Source organism: Hahella sp. HNIBRBA332 (assembly GCF_030719035.1).
In the GTDB taxonomy this organism is placed as follows: domain Bacteria; phylum Pseudomonadota; class Gammaproteobacteria; order Pseudomonadales; family Oleiphilaceae; genus Hahella.
In genome coordinates this window covers 3,986,727-4,002,185 of sequence record NZ_CP132203.1, presented here as the reverse complement: position 1 = coordinate 4,002,185, position 15,459 = coordinate 3,986,727, and the positions used below count along the sequence as shown (strand labels likewise).

Here is a 15,459-nt window from a genome sequence, read left to right as displayed (position 1 = left end):
GCGCGCCGAGGTATGGAGGATGATGCTATGCGGGATGAAATGAACGATACGCTGCTGATGCGCTACAACCGGCAAATCATGATGCCGGATTTCGATATCGCGGGTCAGGAAGCGCTGCGCAACAGCTCTGCGCTGGTTATCGGGTTAGGCGGTCTTGGATGTCCCGCCGCCATGTATTTGGGCGCGGCCGGTTGTGGACGTATGGTGCTGGCGGACTTCGATGCGGTGGATCTGTCCAATCTGCAGCGTCAGATCGCTCATAGAGAGCAAGACGTTGGCGTCAACAAGGCGGAGTCCGTTCGGCGCGCGCTTGCTGATATCAATCCGGATGTCAGCGTGGAGACCATTACCCGGCCTTTGCAGGAGGAGTCATTGTCCGCCGCGGTTGCGGATGTGGATGTCGTGCTGGATTGTACTGACAATTTCGCTACCCGATCAGCGGTTAACGAGGCTTGCGTGCGTCACGGCAAGCCTCTGGTGTCGGGTGCGGCGATTCGTTCTGAAGGCCAACTGGCGGTGTTTGATCCACGCAGAGACGACGCGCCCTGTTATCACTGCCTTTACGGGATGTTGTCCGAGCAGCAACTGACTTGTTCTGAAGCAGGCGTCATTGCGCCTCTGGTGGGCGTTATAGGCAGTCTGCAAGCGCTGGAAGCAGTAAAAGTTCTTAGCGGATTTGGCGACGCCTGCGCCGGCAGACTGTTGTTGTTCGACGGAAAAACCATGCAGTGGCGTGAATTCAAGGTGCGTAAAGACCCATCATGCGCTGTGTGCAGATGAGGCCCGGTCTTTAAGCCCCCGAAACGCCTGCAGCGCCCGCTCGCGGCTGGCTTTTAAATCCACAATCGGAGCGGGATAGCCCAGCCGAATCCTGACGTCAGACGGGGGCTGGTGGATGAGTTTGGTCGATAGTTCGGCCAACTCGGGCACATAGTGGCGAATAAAGTCCCCGTTTGGATCGAACTTTTCACTCTGTGATATCGGATTGAACATGCGGAAGTAAGGCGCAGCGTCTACGCCAGTGGAAGCGCTCCATTGCCAGCCTCCGTTATTGGCTGCGAGATGGCCGTCTATCAATTTGCGCATAAAGTAGCGCTCGCCCTGGCGCCAATCCAACAACAGGTTTTTACTCAAAAACATCGCGCAGATCATGCGCAGGCGATTGTGCATCCAGCCAGTCTGGTTCAACTGCCGCATCGCGGCGTCGACGATGGGGATTCCCGTTTTTCCTTCGCACCAGGCCAGGAAGTCTTTGTCAGAGCGCCTCCACTGCAGATTTTCCGTTTCTTCCTTAAAGGCTTTCGCCATGCTGATGCGAGGAAAGTCATACAAAATGTGAATGTAAAAATCCCGCCAGATCAATTCATTTATCCAGGTGTCCACGCCTTGGCCGGTATTTGGCGATGCATGGCGATGTCGTTGTGCGGCGTGAAAGCATTGCCGGCCGGAGAGTACGCCCAGGGTGAGGTAGGGGGATAGTTGGCTGACGCCATCAATAGCGGGAAAGTCTCGTTGCTCATGATAGCGGTCAACCTTTTGCTCCAGAAATTCGTCCAGCTTCTGCAGGGCGGCTCCCTCACCGGCGGTGTAAGCCTCTGAAGAGACCTTGTCAAAGCCTGGGACGGATTCAGGTATATCCCCCGTGGGCGTTTGCGTTGGCGATGGCTGCTTCGCCGGCGCTGGCCAAAGTTCAATGTGCTCTGGGCATTGTGAAAACCAGGCGCGTTTATAAGGGGTAAAAACGGCATAGGGAGTTCCCTGACCGGTGCGGATGGAGCCAGCTGGAAGAATGCTTTGATCACGAAACTTGAGGGCTTCAAATCCTTCTGCGTTCAGTGCCGCCTTAACGGCTTTGTCTCTGCGCCTCTCATTAACGCCGAACTCTTCATTAAAGGTTAATGCGTCGCATTGATGCTGCTGCATAAACGCAAGAAGCTTGGCCGGCGCTTCGTCAAATCGGGAAGCGTCTAGAATAAACAGAGGCATATTCAAGTTGGACAGCTCAGCTTGCAGCGCTTTGAGATTGCGTAACATGAAGTCCAGCTTGATATCCGCCATGTCATGGCTGCGCCATTGCTCCGGGCTCAACAAAAAGCAGGCGATGAGCTCCGAATTCTGCTCTCGGGCGCGCTGGGCGGCGGCGTATAATGCCGGGTTGTCGCGGGTGCGCAGGTCGTTGCGGAACCAGTGCAGGGTTCGCGGCATGTGGTCTCCTTTAAGGGATTATTTGTTTGCGATTTACGTATCTCGGGTTATTTTATTTACGCATAAAGTTTATGAATGGACGCCCCGGAATAAAATTTTCTGGCGCGAAATAAATGTGGAGTGGCTGTGAAGCATGTTGAGTGGATGTGAGAATGACTGAAGGCGCAGTGAACAAGCTGGAAGAGGCGATGAAAAGCGATCCTCAAAGTGGAAAAGAGCGCTTGGTGGTTGGCTGGCGGGAGTGGGTGGCGTTGCCGGAATTAGGCATCCCCAGAATCAAGGCAAAGGTGGATACCGGAGCGAGAACTTCCGCGCTGCATGCGTTTGAGTTGGAGTCTTATGAGTCGCCGACGGGAACTCGGGTGCGCTTCGCTATCCACCCGGTTCAGGGGAATAGTGAGAAAGTCATTGAATGCGATGCAGCCGTCATTGATCAGCGAATGGTGTCGGATTCCGGCGGCCATCGGGAAATGCGTTTTGTGATCAGCACTCTGCTTCAGGTGGGCGGCCAAGCCTGGCCAGTGGAGATGACGCTAACCAATCGCGACAGCATGCGCTTTCGTATGCTGCTGGGACGCACTGCTATGGCGGGCCGGATACAAGTGAATCCGGCCGCCTCTTATCTAATGGGGAAAATCAAGAAATCATAAGTTGGCTTCCGCAAACTCAGCCAGAGCGGATCTGGGCACACCGCGCAGATGAACGTGCGCGCCGTGCTTAAAGCCGCGGAAGCGTTCGGTCATATAAGTCAAACCTGAGCTGGGCGCATTCAAGTAAGGCGTGTCGATCTGCGCCAAGTTGCCAAGGCAGACCACCTTACTGCCGTTTCCGGCTCGGGTGATGATGGTTTTTACTTGATGCGGCGTGAGGTTTTGGCACTCGTCGATAACGATCAGACTGTGCTGGAAGCTGCGGCCGCGGATGTAGTTCAGTGATTTGAACTGTATCGGCACTTTTTGCAGGATATACTCCACGCTGGCGGACATGTTTTCATCATCGTGATGCAACGCCTCCAGGTTATCGGTAATGGCGCCCAGCCAGGGCTCCATTTTTTCCGCCTCGGTGCCGGGCAGAAAGCCGATGTCCTCGTCGAGTCCCTGGGTGCTGCGGGTGACGATGATGCGCTTGTAGCGTTTGCTCGCCACTGTCATTTCGATGGCCGCGGCCAGAGCCAGAATGGTCTTGCCTGAGCCAGCGGCGCCAGTCAGATTCACTAAGTGAATATCCGGGTCCAGCAACAGTTGGAGCGCTACCGCCTGATAGATATCGCGGGGCGTCAGTCCCCAGGCTTCCTGCTGCAGCAATTTATCGCGAGACAGGTCTCGCACCACCATGTGATCGTCGCGAAATTCGGAAACGCGCCCCACGAACCCTTGTTCGTCAATGATGAAATCATTGCGATTCAGGTCCTTCAACTCCGGCAGACGCGGAATAACGTGCTCGGTGAGTCCGTCTTTCTGCAGCGTCTCCACTTTATTGATGTTGTCCCAGAAGCTATGGTTGAACTCTTGGTAGCCTTTAGGCAGCAGATCAATATCGTCGATCAACTGGTCAGTGTGGTAATCCTCTGCTTCCACGCCACAGGCCCTAGCTTTCAGGCGCATGTTGATGTCTTTGCTCACCAGGATGGTGGGGCGGGATTTGTGCTTGCTCTGGAGTGTGACCAGCGCGTTAATAATCTTGTTATCATTGAGGGTTTCAGGCAGCTGCACCTGATGGGTGCCTTCCAGGTCCATCAGGATGGAAATGGTTCCCAGAGGCTCGCCTTTAGCTACGCGTACGATAGGGACCCCTTTCTCTATTTCTTTGGGCGTGGCGTCCCCCAGTAATTTATCGATCAGGCGAATCGCCTGACGGCAATCGGCGGCAATGGATGATTTGCCGGTTTTCAGACGGTCTAACTCCTCCAGCACAGTAATGGGAATGACGACTTGGTGTTCTTCGAAGTTGAGAATGGCGTTTGGATCGTGGATAAGGACGTTGGTGTCAAGCACATAGTTCTTCAATTGCGAACGGGATCGCGCCATGCTTTATTTCCTTTGCCGGTTGATGAGCAGCAACGTATCTGGGAGTGGTTGGCGCAGGTCGCGCCTGATGGTCGAATGCGAGGATATGTGAGGAATATGTAGGTTTGAATCAACAACCCACTCCCTGCCATTGATGTCTGGTTATTGTTCGACGTTAAAAAACTGGGTTTCTCTCTACGGTAACCGAACAGTCATTTAATGTCCCTTACTTGCATAATAACCTACGCATGTAATTTTGGAAGCACCTGAAATAACAAAATAATAGATTAGGTTGGTTGCAGGACTCCACGCCAAAGCAGGTTCATGGATTCCCGTAATGCGGGTTCAAAGGCCGGAACCAGTGCGTCCAGGTTACGCTGCTTTAGAACTTCTTTGACTTGGGCTGGCACGCTCTGCATCTGCCATAGCCCCAACAGCAGCGCATTAGTGTGAAGCAGCAAATTGAGGCATTGAGTTTCGGTAATCTGCGGTAAATGGCGGCGCAATCCGACAGCCAGTATTTGAATGCGTCCCATCAGTTCCGCTTTGAAGTCAGCAACGCGCTCTGCTTCAACGTTGCGTTCGAGAATGGAGCTGGTCATAGAAGCCAAGGGCATGAAATGAGGGTGTTCCTGTACAAACCGGGTTGTTTGATTGATCAGCCCGCCGATAAGGTCTTCGTTAGATTTGTCGCTGTCTTCGGCGACCTCCGCCAGCTCTTGCAATAGCTGCTGATACAGGCCGCCAAGCAGATCGAGAAAGATTTCTTCTTTCGTTTTGAAGTAAAGATACACTGTCCCTTTGGCCAGTCCAGCCTGTTGGGCGATGCTGATCACTGACGGCAGCTGTGCGGGTTGCAGTAAGTAAAGCGCGCGGGCGGCTTCCAGTATGCTGAGTCGGCGTGCGGCCTTTTCTTGTTCATCAATAGCGCGGCTGCGCCGGGTTGGGCGTTTCACTGAGACGTTTACCTGCTTAGTACTACATCGTTAAACGATAGACGTCGTTATTCTAGCATTTAAGCTCTCTTCACGTGTTGTGAACTAGGCATGGCTATGGGGGAAGAGTAGAATGTTTCGCGCAACGATAACAATTCCGCCGACCTGAAGAGGATTTTGGACGATGACTCTGGTCGCAAGCGACATCATGACGCCCCACATCAAATCAGTACCTGCAAGCTGGACGATGCAAAAATTCGGCGCGTTTCTGGCGCAGAATGGCATTTCCGGCAGTCCTGTGGTGAACGACCGCAATGAAGTGGTTGGCATCGCTACCTTGTCCGATATCGCGGACTTTCATCTCAATCACGTTGACACCAATTACGACGCGCAAATGACGCCGGAGGAGCAAAAAGAAGCCCGCCGCTTGCGTCAGTTCATTTTTGAGGAAATGGTGAAAGTGCCGGTGGAGGTGGGGGACATTATGTCCCCCATCCTGTTGTATGTCACCGAAAGCACGCCCTTGTCGGAAGTGGCGGAGCTGATGATGAAAGAGCACCTGCACCGGATTTTCGTTATGCGCGATAAGAAGGTGGTTGGAATCATCACCACCTATGACATGTTGAAAGTGTTGAAAGAAAGTCTGAATTAATTTCGGCTACTGTTCGGCCTTGGTTTCCACACCGACTACGTTTCCCGCATCATCGTAGCGGACGCGGGCATTGCGATAGGGATCGCTGTTGGCCAGCTTCTCCAGGGCGCGCATGGACTTGTAGGGGATGTCGACAATCAGCGAATTCACTAGCCAACTGGGGATGGCGCCAGCGGGCTCGGTGTGTTGCAGCCATGTCATGCGCGTTTGAGTCTCACCCTGGGGCTGGAACGAATAGTGCGTTTCTTGCTGATGCACCCGCACATACTTGTCCTTTTCCGGCACTTTACCATCTACGGCGTACATATCCATGGTCACTTCCTCGGTGGCGGGATCGCGCTGAGTACTGATTTCCAGCACGTAGTCACGATCGCGCACTGGCCAGGGCAAATCATTCACGGAATACGCATAGCGCTTGGTGAAGCTGCCGCGCTCCACTTCTTCTGAGGCAATGCAGCCATGCACCCACTTCATGCAGGAAGTGGGGTCCGCCATGACCGCCAGAATAGAACGCAATGGCGTATTCAATACAGTTTCCGCTTTGAACGCTTTGAAGTCGGAGCCTGGGAAATCCATAGTGAAGATTTTCACCCCGTCTTTATTGAACTCAAGTCGCCATTGTTCAGAGTCCATTGGGATCTCCGCACTGGCGTGAATCGATGTAGACAGTAGAGAGACGCTAAGCAGAACGCCGCTGAGGGTATGTCTCGGGGAAGTGAGTGTCTGATGTAAACGCCGCATTGTTATAGTTGTTTCTCCATAAGATGCCTGAGCGGTTGGAGCCGCTGTGGGGCAATTATGTTAGCACTTGCGACAACGTCAAAATGATAAGAAACGCCCATTTACAGGTGGCGGCTAAACTGGGTCCAGGATGGAGGGAGTGGCGCAGGATACAGGCAAGATATATAAGGGGGAAAGGGGATGTAAACGAGAGGTAAGAAGCAAGCCTGCGCGTCAAGCTGTGTGAAGCGCAGGCTGAAATCTCATTCAGGGAGGGTGATGTTCAGCTCCAAAACGGCGCAGTCATCGTTGCGGTCAATCTGCACTTGGATGTCTTCCCGGTTGATTTTGACGTACTTACCGATGACTTCCAGGATTTCCTGTTGCAGTTGCGGCAGATAATCCGGTTGATTGCGCTGGGATCGTTCGTGGGCAACGATGATCTGCAGACGCTCTTTCGCTACGGAAGCGGTCGCCTGTTTGTTGCTGCGGAAATAATCCCAGAAGCTCATGCCTTACCTCCAAACACGCGTTGGAAGAAGCCTTTTTTCTGCACGTCCAGAAAACGGTGTTCGCGATCCTCGCCTAACAAACGGGCGACAGCGTCCGCATAGGCCTGGCCCGCGTCGCTCTGCTGGTCGTGAATAACCGGAACGCCCTGGTTGGAGGCGGTCAATACGGACTTGGACTCTGGAATAACGCCGAGTAACGGCACCGCCAGAATTTCCTCTACGTCCTGCACGCTCAGCATTTCGCCGTTTTGCACGCGCTCTGGATTGTAGCGAGTCAGCAGCAAATGCTCTTTCACCGGGTCGAGACCCATTTCCGCGCGACGGGATTTGCTGTGCAGGATGCCCAGAATGCGGTCGGAGTCGCGTACCGAGGAAACTTCCGGGTTGGTGACGACAACGGCCTCATCGGCGTAATACAACGCCATCATGGCGCCATGCTCAATACCCGCCGGAGAGTCACAGATAATGTATTCAAACGTTTCGGACAGCTCGTTCAGAACCCGCTCCACCCCTTCTTTCGAGAGGGCTTCTTTATCCCGAGTCTGCGACGCTGGCAGAATGCTCATATTCTCTGTGTATTTATCTTTGATAAGCGCCTGATTAAGGCTGGCTTCATTGTTGATCACGTTGACGAAGTCGTAAACAACACGGCGCTCGCAGTTGAGAATCAGATCGAGGTTGCGCAGGCCTACATCAAAATCAATGACTACCGTTTTATGGCCCAGCTTCGACAAACCTGAAGCAATCGACGCGCTGGTGGTTGTTTTGCCTACACCGCCTTTACCTGAGGTAATTACGATAATTTTGCTCAATTTGGTAACCCTTTCCACTCAATCTCTGTAAGTTGAAAATTATAAAGCTCTTTCCCAAAGCAACCCGTCGATCCTGTTTTTTGCAGCCGCTACATGGCCTTTATTGTCAGCTTTTCCCCGTCCAGGCATATTTGCGTCGCTTGTTTCCAATGCTCGCCCTGTAAGTCTTCACTGATTTTATACTGCCCCGCTACTGATACAAGCTCGGCTTCCAGGCTCTGGCAGAATATGCGCGCACTGACGTCTCCTTGCACTCCGGCCAGCGCGCGTCCACGTAATGGAGCGTAGACGTGAATATTGCCGTCGGCCAGAATTTCCGCGCCGGCGCTGACTGGCGCCAACACGATCAAATCGCCGCCGGGGGCGTACACCTGTTGCCCTGAGCGGACGGGCGTGGTGATGACGCGATTGGCGATGCGCTGGGGCGGCGCTTCATCCCGCCCGGTCTCAGCGGCGGCGGGGGCCGGCGACTCCTGCGCAGGTGTTTCCGCTTCTGCGTTACGGGTTCCTCGGGACGGTTGAAACACCGCCAGCCCGGCAGTCTGCGCGGCGGAAGTCTGTTCCGGCGCATCTGTTCTCACCCCGATCAGGCGAATGCCTTCTTGTTCGCAAAGCGTTTGAATCAAGGAGAAATCAAGAGGAGAGTGGGCTTCAGCCAGTTTTTCGAGTCCAACGACGATAGGCAGGTTATGAAACAGGTTGGGAGCTTGCTTCACCTTTTCCCGTAATTCTTCGGAAAATTTATCCGGTTCGAAATACAACAGTTCCAGAGTGGTTAGGGGAACCATGCTACCCTTGAACTGCAAGCAAGGTGACGAAAATAGGTCGGCAGTCGCCTGCGGCATAATAAAAGTTAATCCCTATCGTTTTTTTGTCGTTACCGGGATTGTACTTTAATCGTTCGCCCAGGGTCCATGGGATAAACGCGTGCGGAAGGCGATTCCAGCGCGTTCCCCTGGGGGAGAGGGTTAATTATTTGTCATATGCCCTCTAGGCTTTTTTTATACAGCCTGTTCTCTAGCTCTATAGGCCTATACGGCCAAGGCCGTGGCCCCAACGGAAAAGCCGATGGCGGCGCCTACCAGCACGTCGCTGGGATAATGCAGGCCAAGCACCACTCGGGATAATGCGACACAAAGCGTAAAAGGCAGCACGCACAGCGCCAGAACGGGGCTGATTTCCGCTGTCAGCAGGGTAAAGCACACCGCATGCAGAGTATGGCCGCTGGGGAAACTGTATTTATCCAGCACTTTGGCGTCGCAAGTAATATCGTTATGGGTGATAAAAGGACGCTCACGCACCAGCCAGAGCTTGAGTAGCTTATAGATCAGGGTGCAGGTGAGGGCGGTAATAATCATGAAACGCCCGGTTTCCCAACCTTCAATGACGCATACGACGCCGATCAGGGCGTACCAGAACACTCCGTCGCCGAGGCGACTTACTAGGCGGAAAAACGGCGCGAGCCGGCGGCGTCTGGCCCAGGCGATGGCGGTGCGACAGATGCTTTGCTCAAGCTCGTCAGCTCGGCGAAACAGCTCTGAGGCTCTTGGCTGATTCATGTTGGTGCTCCCCTTTGGCTTCTCCGGACAAAAGAATGTGTGCGAAACGATCGACAATTTGACTCCAGTCCAACGGTAATGCGCGCCCGCGCGCCGCGGCGCGAAGGCGCTTGAGATGGCTCGGACGCAGCGCCAGCGTCAGGGCGTGACGGCAGAACGCATCGCAGTCCTGTTGCGGCGCCAACATGCCGCTGACTTCATGCTCCAGGTGCTCTCGGGCGGCGGCGTCATCGAAACTGACGATGCCCAGGCCGCTGGCCATGGCCTCAAGGACCACGTTTCCGAAAGTGTCGGTGAGGCTGGGAAATAGGAATATGTCCGCGCTGGCGTAGTGGCGCGCCAGATCGTCGCCGCGTTTGACCCCCGTCAGAATGATATCCGGATGCTTGACGGCGATCCGTTCCCGCAGGGGGCCGCCGCCCACCATGACCATGCGCGCCTTGCTGACCTGTTGCTGGGCGCGACGGAAGGCGGCGATCGCGAGATGAATATTTTTCTCGCTGGCGAGGCGTCCTACATAAATGAATACGGGGCTTTCCTCCCGTACTCCCCATTCCTCGCGTAGTTTCTGGCAGCGAAGCGAGGGGTTGAACTGGCTGCAATCTACGCCGCGGCTCCAGACCCGGGTGTTGCGCACCCCCATCTCGGAAACGGCCTCAGCAGTTTGCCGGGTCGGCGTCAGCGTCAGCAAGGTGCGGTGATGAAACCAGGTCAGGTAGCGGGTGATGAGTTTGGTTAGCCAGCCGAATCCGTAAAAGGCGCTGTAGCTGTGAAAGTTGGTGTGAAAACCGCTGACCACTGGTACGCCCAGCCTAGTAGCTGCGCTCACCGCGCTCCAGCCCAAAGGGCCCTGAGTGGCCACATAAACGGCGCTTGGCCTGTCTTGACGCCAGACTTTCAACAAGCGACGGCGGCAGGGCAGGCCAAACTTCAGCTCGCCGTATCCGGGAATCGGGCGCCCACGCACCAGAATATGCTCCATGGCGTCAATCAGCTCGCGCTTCTCTCCGAGAGGCTGATCGGGACGCACCACTTGCACCCGGTATTGGCGGGATAATCCCTCGCTTACATAGCGCAGGGTATTGGCGACGCCATTGATTTCGGGAAAGAAAGTTTCGGTCACAATGGCTATTTTGGGGCGCGGACGTTCCCGGTCCGCATCAACGGCTCGTCCCTGAATGTCCTGCAAGCTGTGCTTTAAAATCATGCATCTCACAAATATGGCTTGGCTAGGACTACCTTCCTCCCGCAAAGTTACAGAAAAACTAATCGTAGATTGCAGATTTGTGACGATTGCCATTTTTGCAGTCGACCGTTATGGTTTGCGGTCAGCCGCCATATTTCGCAGGCTGCATGCCTGTTCGCCGCTAATGTGATTATTCAGAAGGGGATGCCATGCAATACCGTCAGTTAGGAAAAACGGACCTGAACGTCAGCGCCATATGTCTGGGCACAATGACCTGGGGGCAACAGAATACGGAAGCAGAAGCGCACGAGCAGCTGGATTATGCTGTAGGTCAGGGGATTAATTTCATTGATACGGCGGAAATGTACCCGGTGCCGCCTCAGGCGGACACGCAGGGGCGCACGGAGAGCTATCTGGGCTCCTGGCTGAAGACACGCAGCGACCGCAATAAATTGATTATCGCCACCAAGGTTACTGGTCCCGCTGCTTCATTTAGTTATCTGCGCGGCGGACCGCGCTTGACGGCGGCCCATATCAACGAAGCCATAGACGCCAGCCTTAAGCGCTTGCAGACCGACTACGTGGACCTTTATCAGGTGCACTGGCCGGATCGCAACACAAACTTCTTTGGCAAGCTGGGTTACGAGCACAAGGAAGAAGAGGACTCCACGCCCATTCTCGAAACGCTTGAAGCGCTGGGTGAGTTGGTGAAATGCGGCAAGGTCCGGCACATCGGGCTGTCAAACGAGACACCTTGGGGCGTGATGAAGTATCTGGGGTATGCTGAATCACTTGGACTGCCAAGAGCGGTGAGCATTCAAAACCCCTACAATTTATTGAACCGCACCTTTGAAGTCGGGCTGGCGGAAGTGGCGCATCGCGAGCGTATTGGATTGTTGGCCTATTCTCCGTTGGCCTTCGGCATTCTTAGTGGAAAATATTTGGGCGGCCAGCGTCCCGCCAATGCGCGTATTACATTATTCAGCCGTTTCAGTCGCTATCTGGGCGCGCAAGCTGAGCTGGCGACGCAAACATACGTGGAAGTGGCGGAGAAACATGGACTCGGCCCCGCGCAGATGGCGTTGGCGTTCGTGACTTCTCGTCCTTTTGTCACCAGCAACATTATTGGCGCCACCAGCATGGAGCAGCTGCGCTCGAATATCGGCAGCAGCGAAATAACCCTCAGTAACGAGGTGTTGCAGGATCTGGAAGAGGCGCATCAGCGTTATACTTTCCCATGCCCCTAGCAGGCATGCCTCGCTCATTCAGGTTGGCGTAACAATCTGAATGAGCGGATGAAAATACAATAACAACAGCACAGAGCACTAAAATATGGTCGCGGATGTAAAGGCGGAAACCCCAACCCCAGCCTGGTCGGAGAAACTAATGTGGGGCGCCCTCAATGCCCTTGAACGCTATCTGTTTTCCGAGAATTTCTTCATCGCAAACTTGAGCCCGTATGAAGAAATCTATCGCGACGGCATTATGTCAGTGCGCCATTATCTCCCGCTTGAAGAGGATGAAATTCAGGTCGGCGATGAAGCCATCCCGGTCGAAAGAGTGAAACAGCACACGCCGCTGGTGCTGGTTCCGCCGCTGGCGGCGACCTCAATGATTTTCGATATTCTGCCGCAACGCAGCATTGTCCGTTACTTTCTCGCCAAAGGCTTTGACGTCTATTTGATCGACTGGGGAGAAGTGACCGAAGACCACTCCCACTTGTCCCTGGAAACCTATGTCATGCAATGGATGCCCGACGCGTTGCGACAAATACGTCTGCATAGCGGTCGCGAAGACGTTTCTTTTTTCTCCTACTGCATGGGTGGGTTACTCACTTTAATGTACGCTGCGGCGACTCAGGACCCGAATATTCGCAATCTGGTGACAGTGGCGAGCCCTGTGGACATGCACCAGAGCGGTATGGCGGGAAGGGTTCTGTCCTTGGTTTACCGGCCCGCCAATATTATTTCCCGGGTATTAAACTTCTCGCTCATGGACCTGCCTGCACGCTTTCTGCACATCCCAGGTTGGGTGAACTCTCTGGCGTTCAAGCTCACCAATCCAATGGGCAGCCTGATCAGCTCGCTGGAGCTGCTGGTGAATCTGTGGGACCGGGAGTTTGTCAAGAATCACACCACCATGAGCCAGTGGTTTAACGATATGGTGGATTATCCAGGGCAAACCATCAAAGAGATGCTGGTGACGATGGGCCTGCAGAACCAGATGGCGAGAGGGCGTATGAAGATGGGGGAGACATCTGCGGAATTCTCCGCCATCAAGTGCTCGATTCTGGCGTTCGCTGGCGACACGGATAAATTGGTCAGCATTAAAGCCGCTCACAAGGTGCTGGACATTGTTTCTACTGAAGACAAGGAGTTCTGTGTGGCTCCCGGCGGCCATGCCGGCGTGTTTGCTGGAGCAAAAGCGCCGCAAAACGTATGGGCGATCAGCGCCGACTGGCTGGCGCAAAGGTCTGGCGAAAAAGCGTCACAGGCATAAAAAACGTGACAAAGACTACTTTTTGTCATAATTATGGCCAAAATAAGACGAAAGTATGGCTTTTGATAACTTAGTCACGTCGCGGGTGAATTTTATACAGTAGTATTAAAGCCATAGAAATGAACCCGTAAGTTGTTTTCGGAGACCAGCGCCATGATGTTAAGACTATTCGCCCTCCTTCTGGTTCTGAATGTTGCCGGTCAGGTCTCCCGCGTAGATGCAGCAGAACCCGTTCATGCAGTGTGGCCAGCGGATCAAAATTACACCGCTCAGGGCGCAGTCAGTGAAGGTGGCGCTGGTGATTGCGTACGTCGGGCGCTGGTGATGCTGGCCAACCAGTTTCTGAAAGGCGCCGTAGACGTCGAACCTCAAGGCCATCGTCCTTCGACTTTCGGACAAGTGCTTTCCCGTCCCCAATATAATTTTGACGCCATCGAAGAAGGTGTAAGCGTTTCTGTTTCCTGGAACTTCTGAATAATTTCTGATGAGTAGGCGCTCCTGGCGTTGTCAGGGCGCGAGTCTGGCGCTAAATCCCACCGTTAATCCCTTCCAGCTGACCTCCAAGCAAGTTCTTCCCCCCTCTTATCTATTTTTTGACCTTTTACAATTTTTTCCTTCGCCTGCGCCCTGATTGTCCTGCGTAAAATGGCGAATTACACAGCATGGTATAGACTTATTCATTAAGTACGTGCGGAAAACTTTCCCGACATATATCAGGTCGTTATCCAGGATAGCTTGGAATAACCCTGAAAATTCTTTCCGTACGCCCAAATTTCTGTCATGTGATCCGGTTTGAGGCTGTGTGATGAATTTATCAAGTATCAGTGTCCGTTTGCCGTTGCTGTTTCTAAGTCTGGCGACGCTTATGTTGATCGGTTTCGGATACTTCGATTACTCGACGACGAAAAGCGAAGTACAGGCGAGACTTGAAAAAAGCGCGAATAACATACTTGGACGGTTGTCGCTGAGCCTGCCGGCTCCTATATGGAACTACGAAACGGAATTCCTGAACCGTAACATCGAATCGGAAATGCAGGACGCAATTGTGGCCGGCATCGTCGTTAGTAACGAAGAAAACAGGTTGGCCGCCCAATATAAGGAAAGCAGCGAAGGAGAAATTAAAAAGGTCGAAGAAGGCGCCGATCTGCCCGACCTGAGTCAGGATATGGTTTTGAGTCGCGATTTGATCTATGTGGAAAGTGGTGCGGAAAATAAAGTCGGTAAAGTTGAACTCTATATTGATCAGACGCCGATCAAGGTCGCTCTGGATCGAGTCTTTATGAAAGCGGTGGTGCAGATTATCGTTCTGGACGCTATTTTGGCGGCGGTCATGATTTTGCTGCTGAAAACCACAGTGCTGACGCCATTGAATAACGTCACCCGCGCCATCAGTGATATCGCGCAGGGTGACGGAGATTTGACGCAGCGTCTGAAGTTCAAGCGTAAAGACGAATTTGCGGCTTTGGGCGAGCAGTTCAATATATTTATAGAGAAGCTACAGGGCATTATCGGGCAGGTCGTGGAGACTTCGGATCAATTGTTGCACAGCTTTACCGAGTCGAGCGGCAAGGTGGAGGAAATCTCCAGGGAGATGAGCAATCAACAGCAACAAATAGATATGGTGGCCACCGCCAGTACGGAAATGTCCTCCGCTATCGATGGCGTCGCCAAAAGTGCGGCGCAGGCCTCAGAGGCTACGCAGAAGGCGGATGAAACGGCGCAGCAGGGCGAGAAAGTCGTGCAGCAGGCCATCACGGTTATTCAAAGCCTGGCCAAAGAAGTGGATCATGCGACGGACGTGACGGAGAAGCTGGCGGTGGAAGGTCAGAATATCGGCACGGTCCTGGACGTTATCAAAAGTGTTTCCGAGCAAACAAACTTGCTGGCGCTTAACGCGGCAATCGAAGCGGCGCGAGCTGGCGAACAGGGGCGGGGCTTCGCCGTGGTGGCGGACGAAGTGCGTACCCTGGCGCAACGCACTCATGAGTCTACCGACGAAATTCAGCAGATCATCGCGCGATTGCAACACTCCACCGAGGAAGTCAAAGCGGGTATGGGACTGGTGAAAGATCAGGCGCAACATGGCGTAACTCAGGTTCAGGAGGCGGGCAAGTCTATCGAAATCATCGCCGGAGCGGTGGACAAGATTACGGAGATGAGCACATTCATTGCAGAAGCCGCCCACGAGCAGAGCCTAGTGGTATCAGAGATCAACGAAAACGTGGTCAATATCGCCAAAGTGGCGGAAGACTCCGTTGTCCGTGCGGGCGAAACCGTCGAAGCGAACCAGAAGTCCTCTGCGGACGCCAAACGTCTGCGCGACTTGGTGCGTCAATTCAAGATTTAACCTTCATAACCGCGCATGGATGCGAC

At 53.8% G+C, this 15,459-nt stretch carries 16 protein-coding genes; 7 read left to right on the top strand and 9 right to left on the bottom strand.

From position 1 onward, the window contains the following. The first annotated feature begins 12 nt into the window (after positions 1-12). Complete coding sequence (locus tag O5O45_RS17680; protein WP_305900693.1) at positions 13-780, top strand: molybdopterin-synthase adenylyltransferase MoeB; 768 nt, start codon at positions 13-15, stop codon at positions 778-780. Here O5O45_RS17680 and phrB read toward each other — a convergent pair. Next, positions 760-2,205, bottom strand: a complete 1,446-nt coding sequence (gene phrB / locus O5O45_RS17675) for a deoxyribodipyrimidine photo-lyase (protein ID WP_305900692.1) — start codon at positions 2,203-2,205, stop codon at positions 760-762. The genes O5O45_RS17680 and phrB overlap by 21 nt on opposite strands. Before the next feature lie 188 nt (positions 2,206-2,393). On the opposite strand from phrB, the gene O5O45_RS17670 reads away from it, so the two are divergent. Further along, positions 2,394-2,855 carry an ATP-dependent zinc protease family protein gene (locus tag O5O45_RS17670; RefSeq protein ID WP_305906222.1) on the top strand — a complete coding sequence of 154 codons (462 nt, stop codon included), beginning with the start codon at positions 2,394-2,396 and terminating at the stop codon, positions 2,853-2,855. On the opposite strand, the gene O5O45_RS17665 is transcribed toward O5O45_RS17670, so the two are convergent. Then, positions 2,850-4,232, bottom strand: coding sequence for a PhoH family protein (locus tag O5O45_RS17665; RefSeq protein WP_305900691.1), 1,383 nt, complete (start codon positions 4,230-4,232; stop codon positions 2,850-2,852). The genes O5O45_RS17670 and O5O45_RS17665 overlap by 6 nt on opposite strands. A gap of 266 nt (positions 4,233-4,498) precedes the next feature. Beyond that, positions 4,499-5,167 (bottom strand): TetR family transcriptional regulator, encoded by a 669-nt coding sequence (locus tag O5O45_RS17660; protein WP_305900690.1) that lies wholly within the window; start codon positions 5,165-5,167, stop codon positions 4,499-4,501. Positions 5,168-5,330: 163 nt separating this feature from the next. Between O5O45_RS17660 and O5O45_RS17655 the strand changes: the two genes are divergently transcribed. Continuing rightward, on the top strand, positions 5,331-5,798 hold the full coding sequence (locus O5O45_RS17655) for a CBS domain-containing protein (protein WP_305900689.1): 468 nt from the start codon (positions 5,331-5,333) through the stop codon (positions 5,796-5,798). Between the two features lie 6 nt (positions 5,799-5,804). Here the strand turns inward: O5O45_RS17655 and O5O45_RS17650 are convergent, their stop codons facing one another. The 6 genes from O5O45_RS17650 to O5O45_RS17625 form a co-directional block, all read right to left on the bottom strand. Next, positions 5,805-6,431 (bottom strand): START domain-containing protein, encoded by a 627-nt coding sequence (locus O5O45_RS17650; RefSeq protein ID WP_305900688.1) that lies wholly within the window; start codon positions 6,429-6,431, stop codon positions 5,805-5,807. 350 nt (positions 6,432-6,781) lie between these two features. Then, complete coding sequence (gene minE, locus O5O45_RS17645; RefSeq protein ID WP_011395660.1) at positions 6,782-7,030, bottom strand: cell division topological specificity factor MinE; 249 nt, start codon at positions 7,028-7,030, stop codon at positions 6,782-6,784. Further along, on the bottom strand, positions 7,027-7,842 hold the full coding sequence (gene minD, locus O5O45_RS17640; RefSeq protein ID WP_127972798.1) for a septum site-determining protein MinD: 816 nt from the start codon (positions 7,840-7,842) through the stop codon (positions 7,027-7,029). Before minD ends, minE begins: the two co-directional genes overlap by 4 nt. Positions 7,843-7,931: 89 nt before the next feature. Beyond that, on the bottom strand, positions 7,932-8,687 hold the full coding sequence (gene minC, locus O5O45_RS17635; protein ID WP_305900687.1) for a septum site-determining protein MinC: 756 nt from the start codon (positions 8,685-8,687) through the stop codon (positions 7,932-7,934). Between the two features lie 186 nt (positions 8,688-8,873). Continuing rightward, positions 8,874-9,401 (bottom strand): phosphatase PAP2 family protein, encoded by a 528-nt coding sequence (locus O5O45_RS17630; RefSeq protein WP_305900686.1) that lies wholly within the window; start codon positions 9,399-9,401, stop codon positions 8,874-8,876. After that, positions 9,361-10,608, bottom strand: coding sequence for a glycosyltransferase family 4 protein (locus O5O45_RS17625; protein WP_305900685.1), 1,248 nt, complete (start codon positions 10,606-10,608; stop codon positions 9,361-9,363). The genes O5O45_RS17630 and O5O45_RS17625 overlap by 41 nt, the downstream gene beginning before the upstream one ends. Before the next feature lie 188 nt (positions 10,609-10,796). Between O5O45_RS17625 and O5O45_RS17620 the strand changes: the two genes are divergently transcribed. The 4 genes from O5O45_RS17620 to O5O45_RS17605 all read left to right on the top strand — a co-directional run bounded on the left by O5O45_RS17620 (position 10,797) and on the right by O5O45_RS17605 (position 15,433). Then, positions 10,797-11,834 carry an NADP(H)-dependent aldo-keto reductase gene (locus O5O45_RS17620; RefSeq protein WP_305900684.1) on the top strand — a complete coding sequence of 346 codons (1,038 nt, stop codon included), beginning with the start codon at positions 10,797-10,799 and terminating at the stop codon, positions 11,832-11,834. Positions 11,835-11,919: 85 nt separating this feature from the next. Next, entirely contained in the window at positions 11,920-13,086 is a 1,167-nt protein-coding gene (locus tag O5O45_RS17615; protein ID WP_305900683.1) for an alpha/beta fold hydrolase, read from the top strand. Between the two features lie 153 nt (positions 13,087-13,239). After that, on the top strand, positions 13,240-13,560 hold the full coding sequence (locus tag O5O45_RS17610; protein WP_305900682.1) for a hypothetical protein: 321 nt from the start codon (positions 13,240-13,242) through the stop codon (positions 13,558-13,560). 331 nt (positions 13,561-13,891) lie between these two features. Continuing rightward, positions 13,892-15,433, top strand: coding sequence for a methyl-accepting chemotaxis protein (locus O5O45_RS17605; protein WP_305900681.1), 1,542 nt, complete (start codon positions 13,892-13,894; stop codon positions 15,431-15,433). Positions 15,434-15,459: the final 26 nt, after the last annotated feature.

What these genes read in the sequence shown, in the direction of transcription:
- O5O45_RS17670 (WP_305906222.1), top strand. Translation starts at nt 2,394, where the DNA reads ATGAAAAGCGATCCTCAAAGTGGAAAAGAGCGCTTGGTGGTTGGCTGG.
- O5O45_RS17650 (WP_305900688.1), bottom strand. Translation starts at nt 6,431, where the DNA reads ATGGACTCTGAACAATGGCGACTTGAGTTCAATAAAGACGGGGTGAAA.
- O5O45_RS17665 (WP_305900691.1), bottom strand. Translation starts at nt 4,232, where the DNA reads ATGGCGCGATCCCGTTCGCAATTGAAGAACTATGTGCTTGACACCAAC.
- O5O45_RS17625 (WP_305900685.1), bottom strand. Translation starts at nt 10,608, where the DNA reads ATGATTTTAAAGCACAGCTTGCAGGACATTCAGGGACGAGCCGTTGAT.
- phrB (WP_305900692.1), bottom strand. Translation starts at nt 2,205, where the DNA reads ATGCCGCGAACCCTGCACTGGTTCCGCAACGACCTGCGCACCCGCGAC.
- O5O45_RS17680 (WP_305900693.1), top strand. Translation starts at nt 13, where the DNA reads ATGGAGGATGATGCTATGCGGGATGAAATGAACGATACGCTGCTGATG.
- O5O45_RS17615 (WP_305900683.1), top strand. Translation starts at nt 11,920, where the DNA reads ATGGTCGCGGATGTAAAGGCGGAAACCCCAACCCCAGCCTGGTCGGAG.
- O5O45_RS17620 (WP_305900684.1), top strand. Translation starts at nt 10,797, where the DNA reads ATGCAATACCGTCAGTTAGGAAAAACGGACCTGAACGTCAGCGCCATA.
- minE (WP_011395660.1), bottom strand. Translation starts at nt 7,030, where the DNA reads ATGAGCTTCTGGGATTATTTCCGCAGCAACAAACAGGCGACCGCTTCC.
- O5O45_RS17655 (WP_305900689.1), top strand. Translation starts at nt 5,331, where the DNA reads ATGACTCTGGTCGCAAGCGACATCATGACGCCCCACATCAAATCAGTA.
- minC (WP_305900687.1), bottom strand. Translation starts at nt 8,687, where the DNA reads ATGCCGCAGGCGACTGCCGACCTATTTTCGTCACCTTGCTTGCAGTTC.
- O5O45_RS17605 (WP_305900681.1), top strand. Translation starts at nt 13,892, where the DNA reads ATGAATTTATCAAGTATCAGTGTCCGTTTGCCGTTGCTGTTTCTAAGT.
- O5O45_RS17630 (WP_305900686.1), bottom strand. Translation starts at nt 9,401, where the DNA reads ATGAATCAGCCAAGAGCCTCAGAGCTGTTTCGCCGAGCTGACGAGCTT.
- O5O45_RS17610 (WP_305900682.1), top strand. Translation starts at nt 13,240, where the DNA reads ATGATGTTAAGACTATTCGCCCTCCTTCTGGTTCTGAATGTTGCCGGT.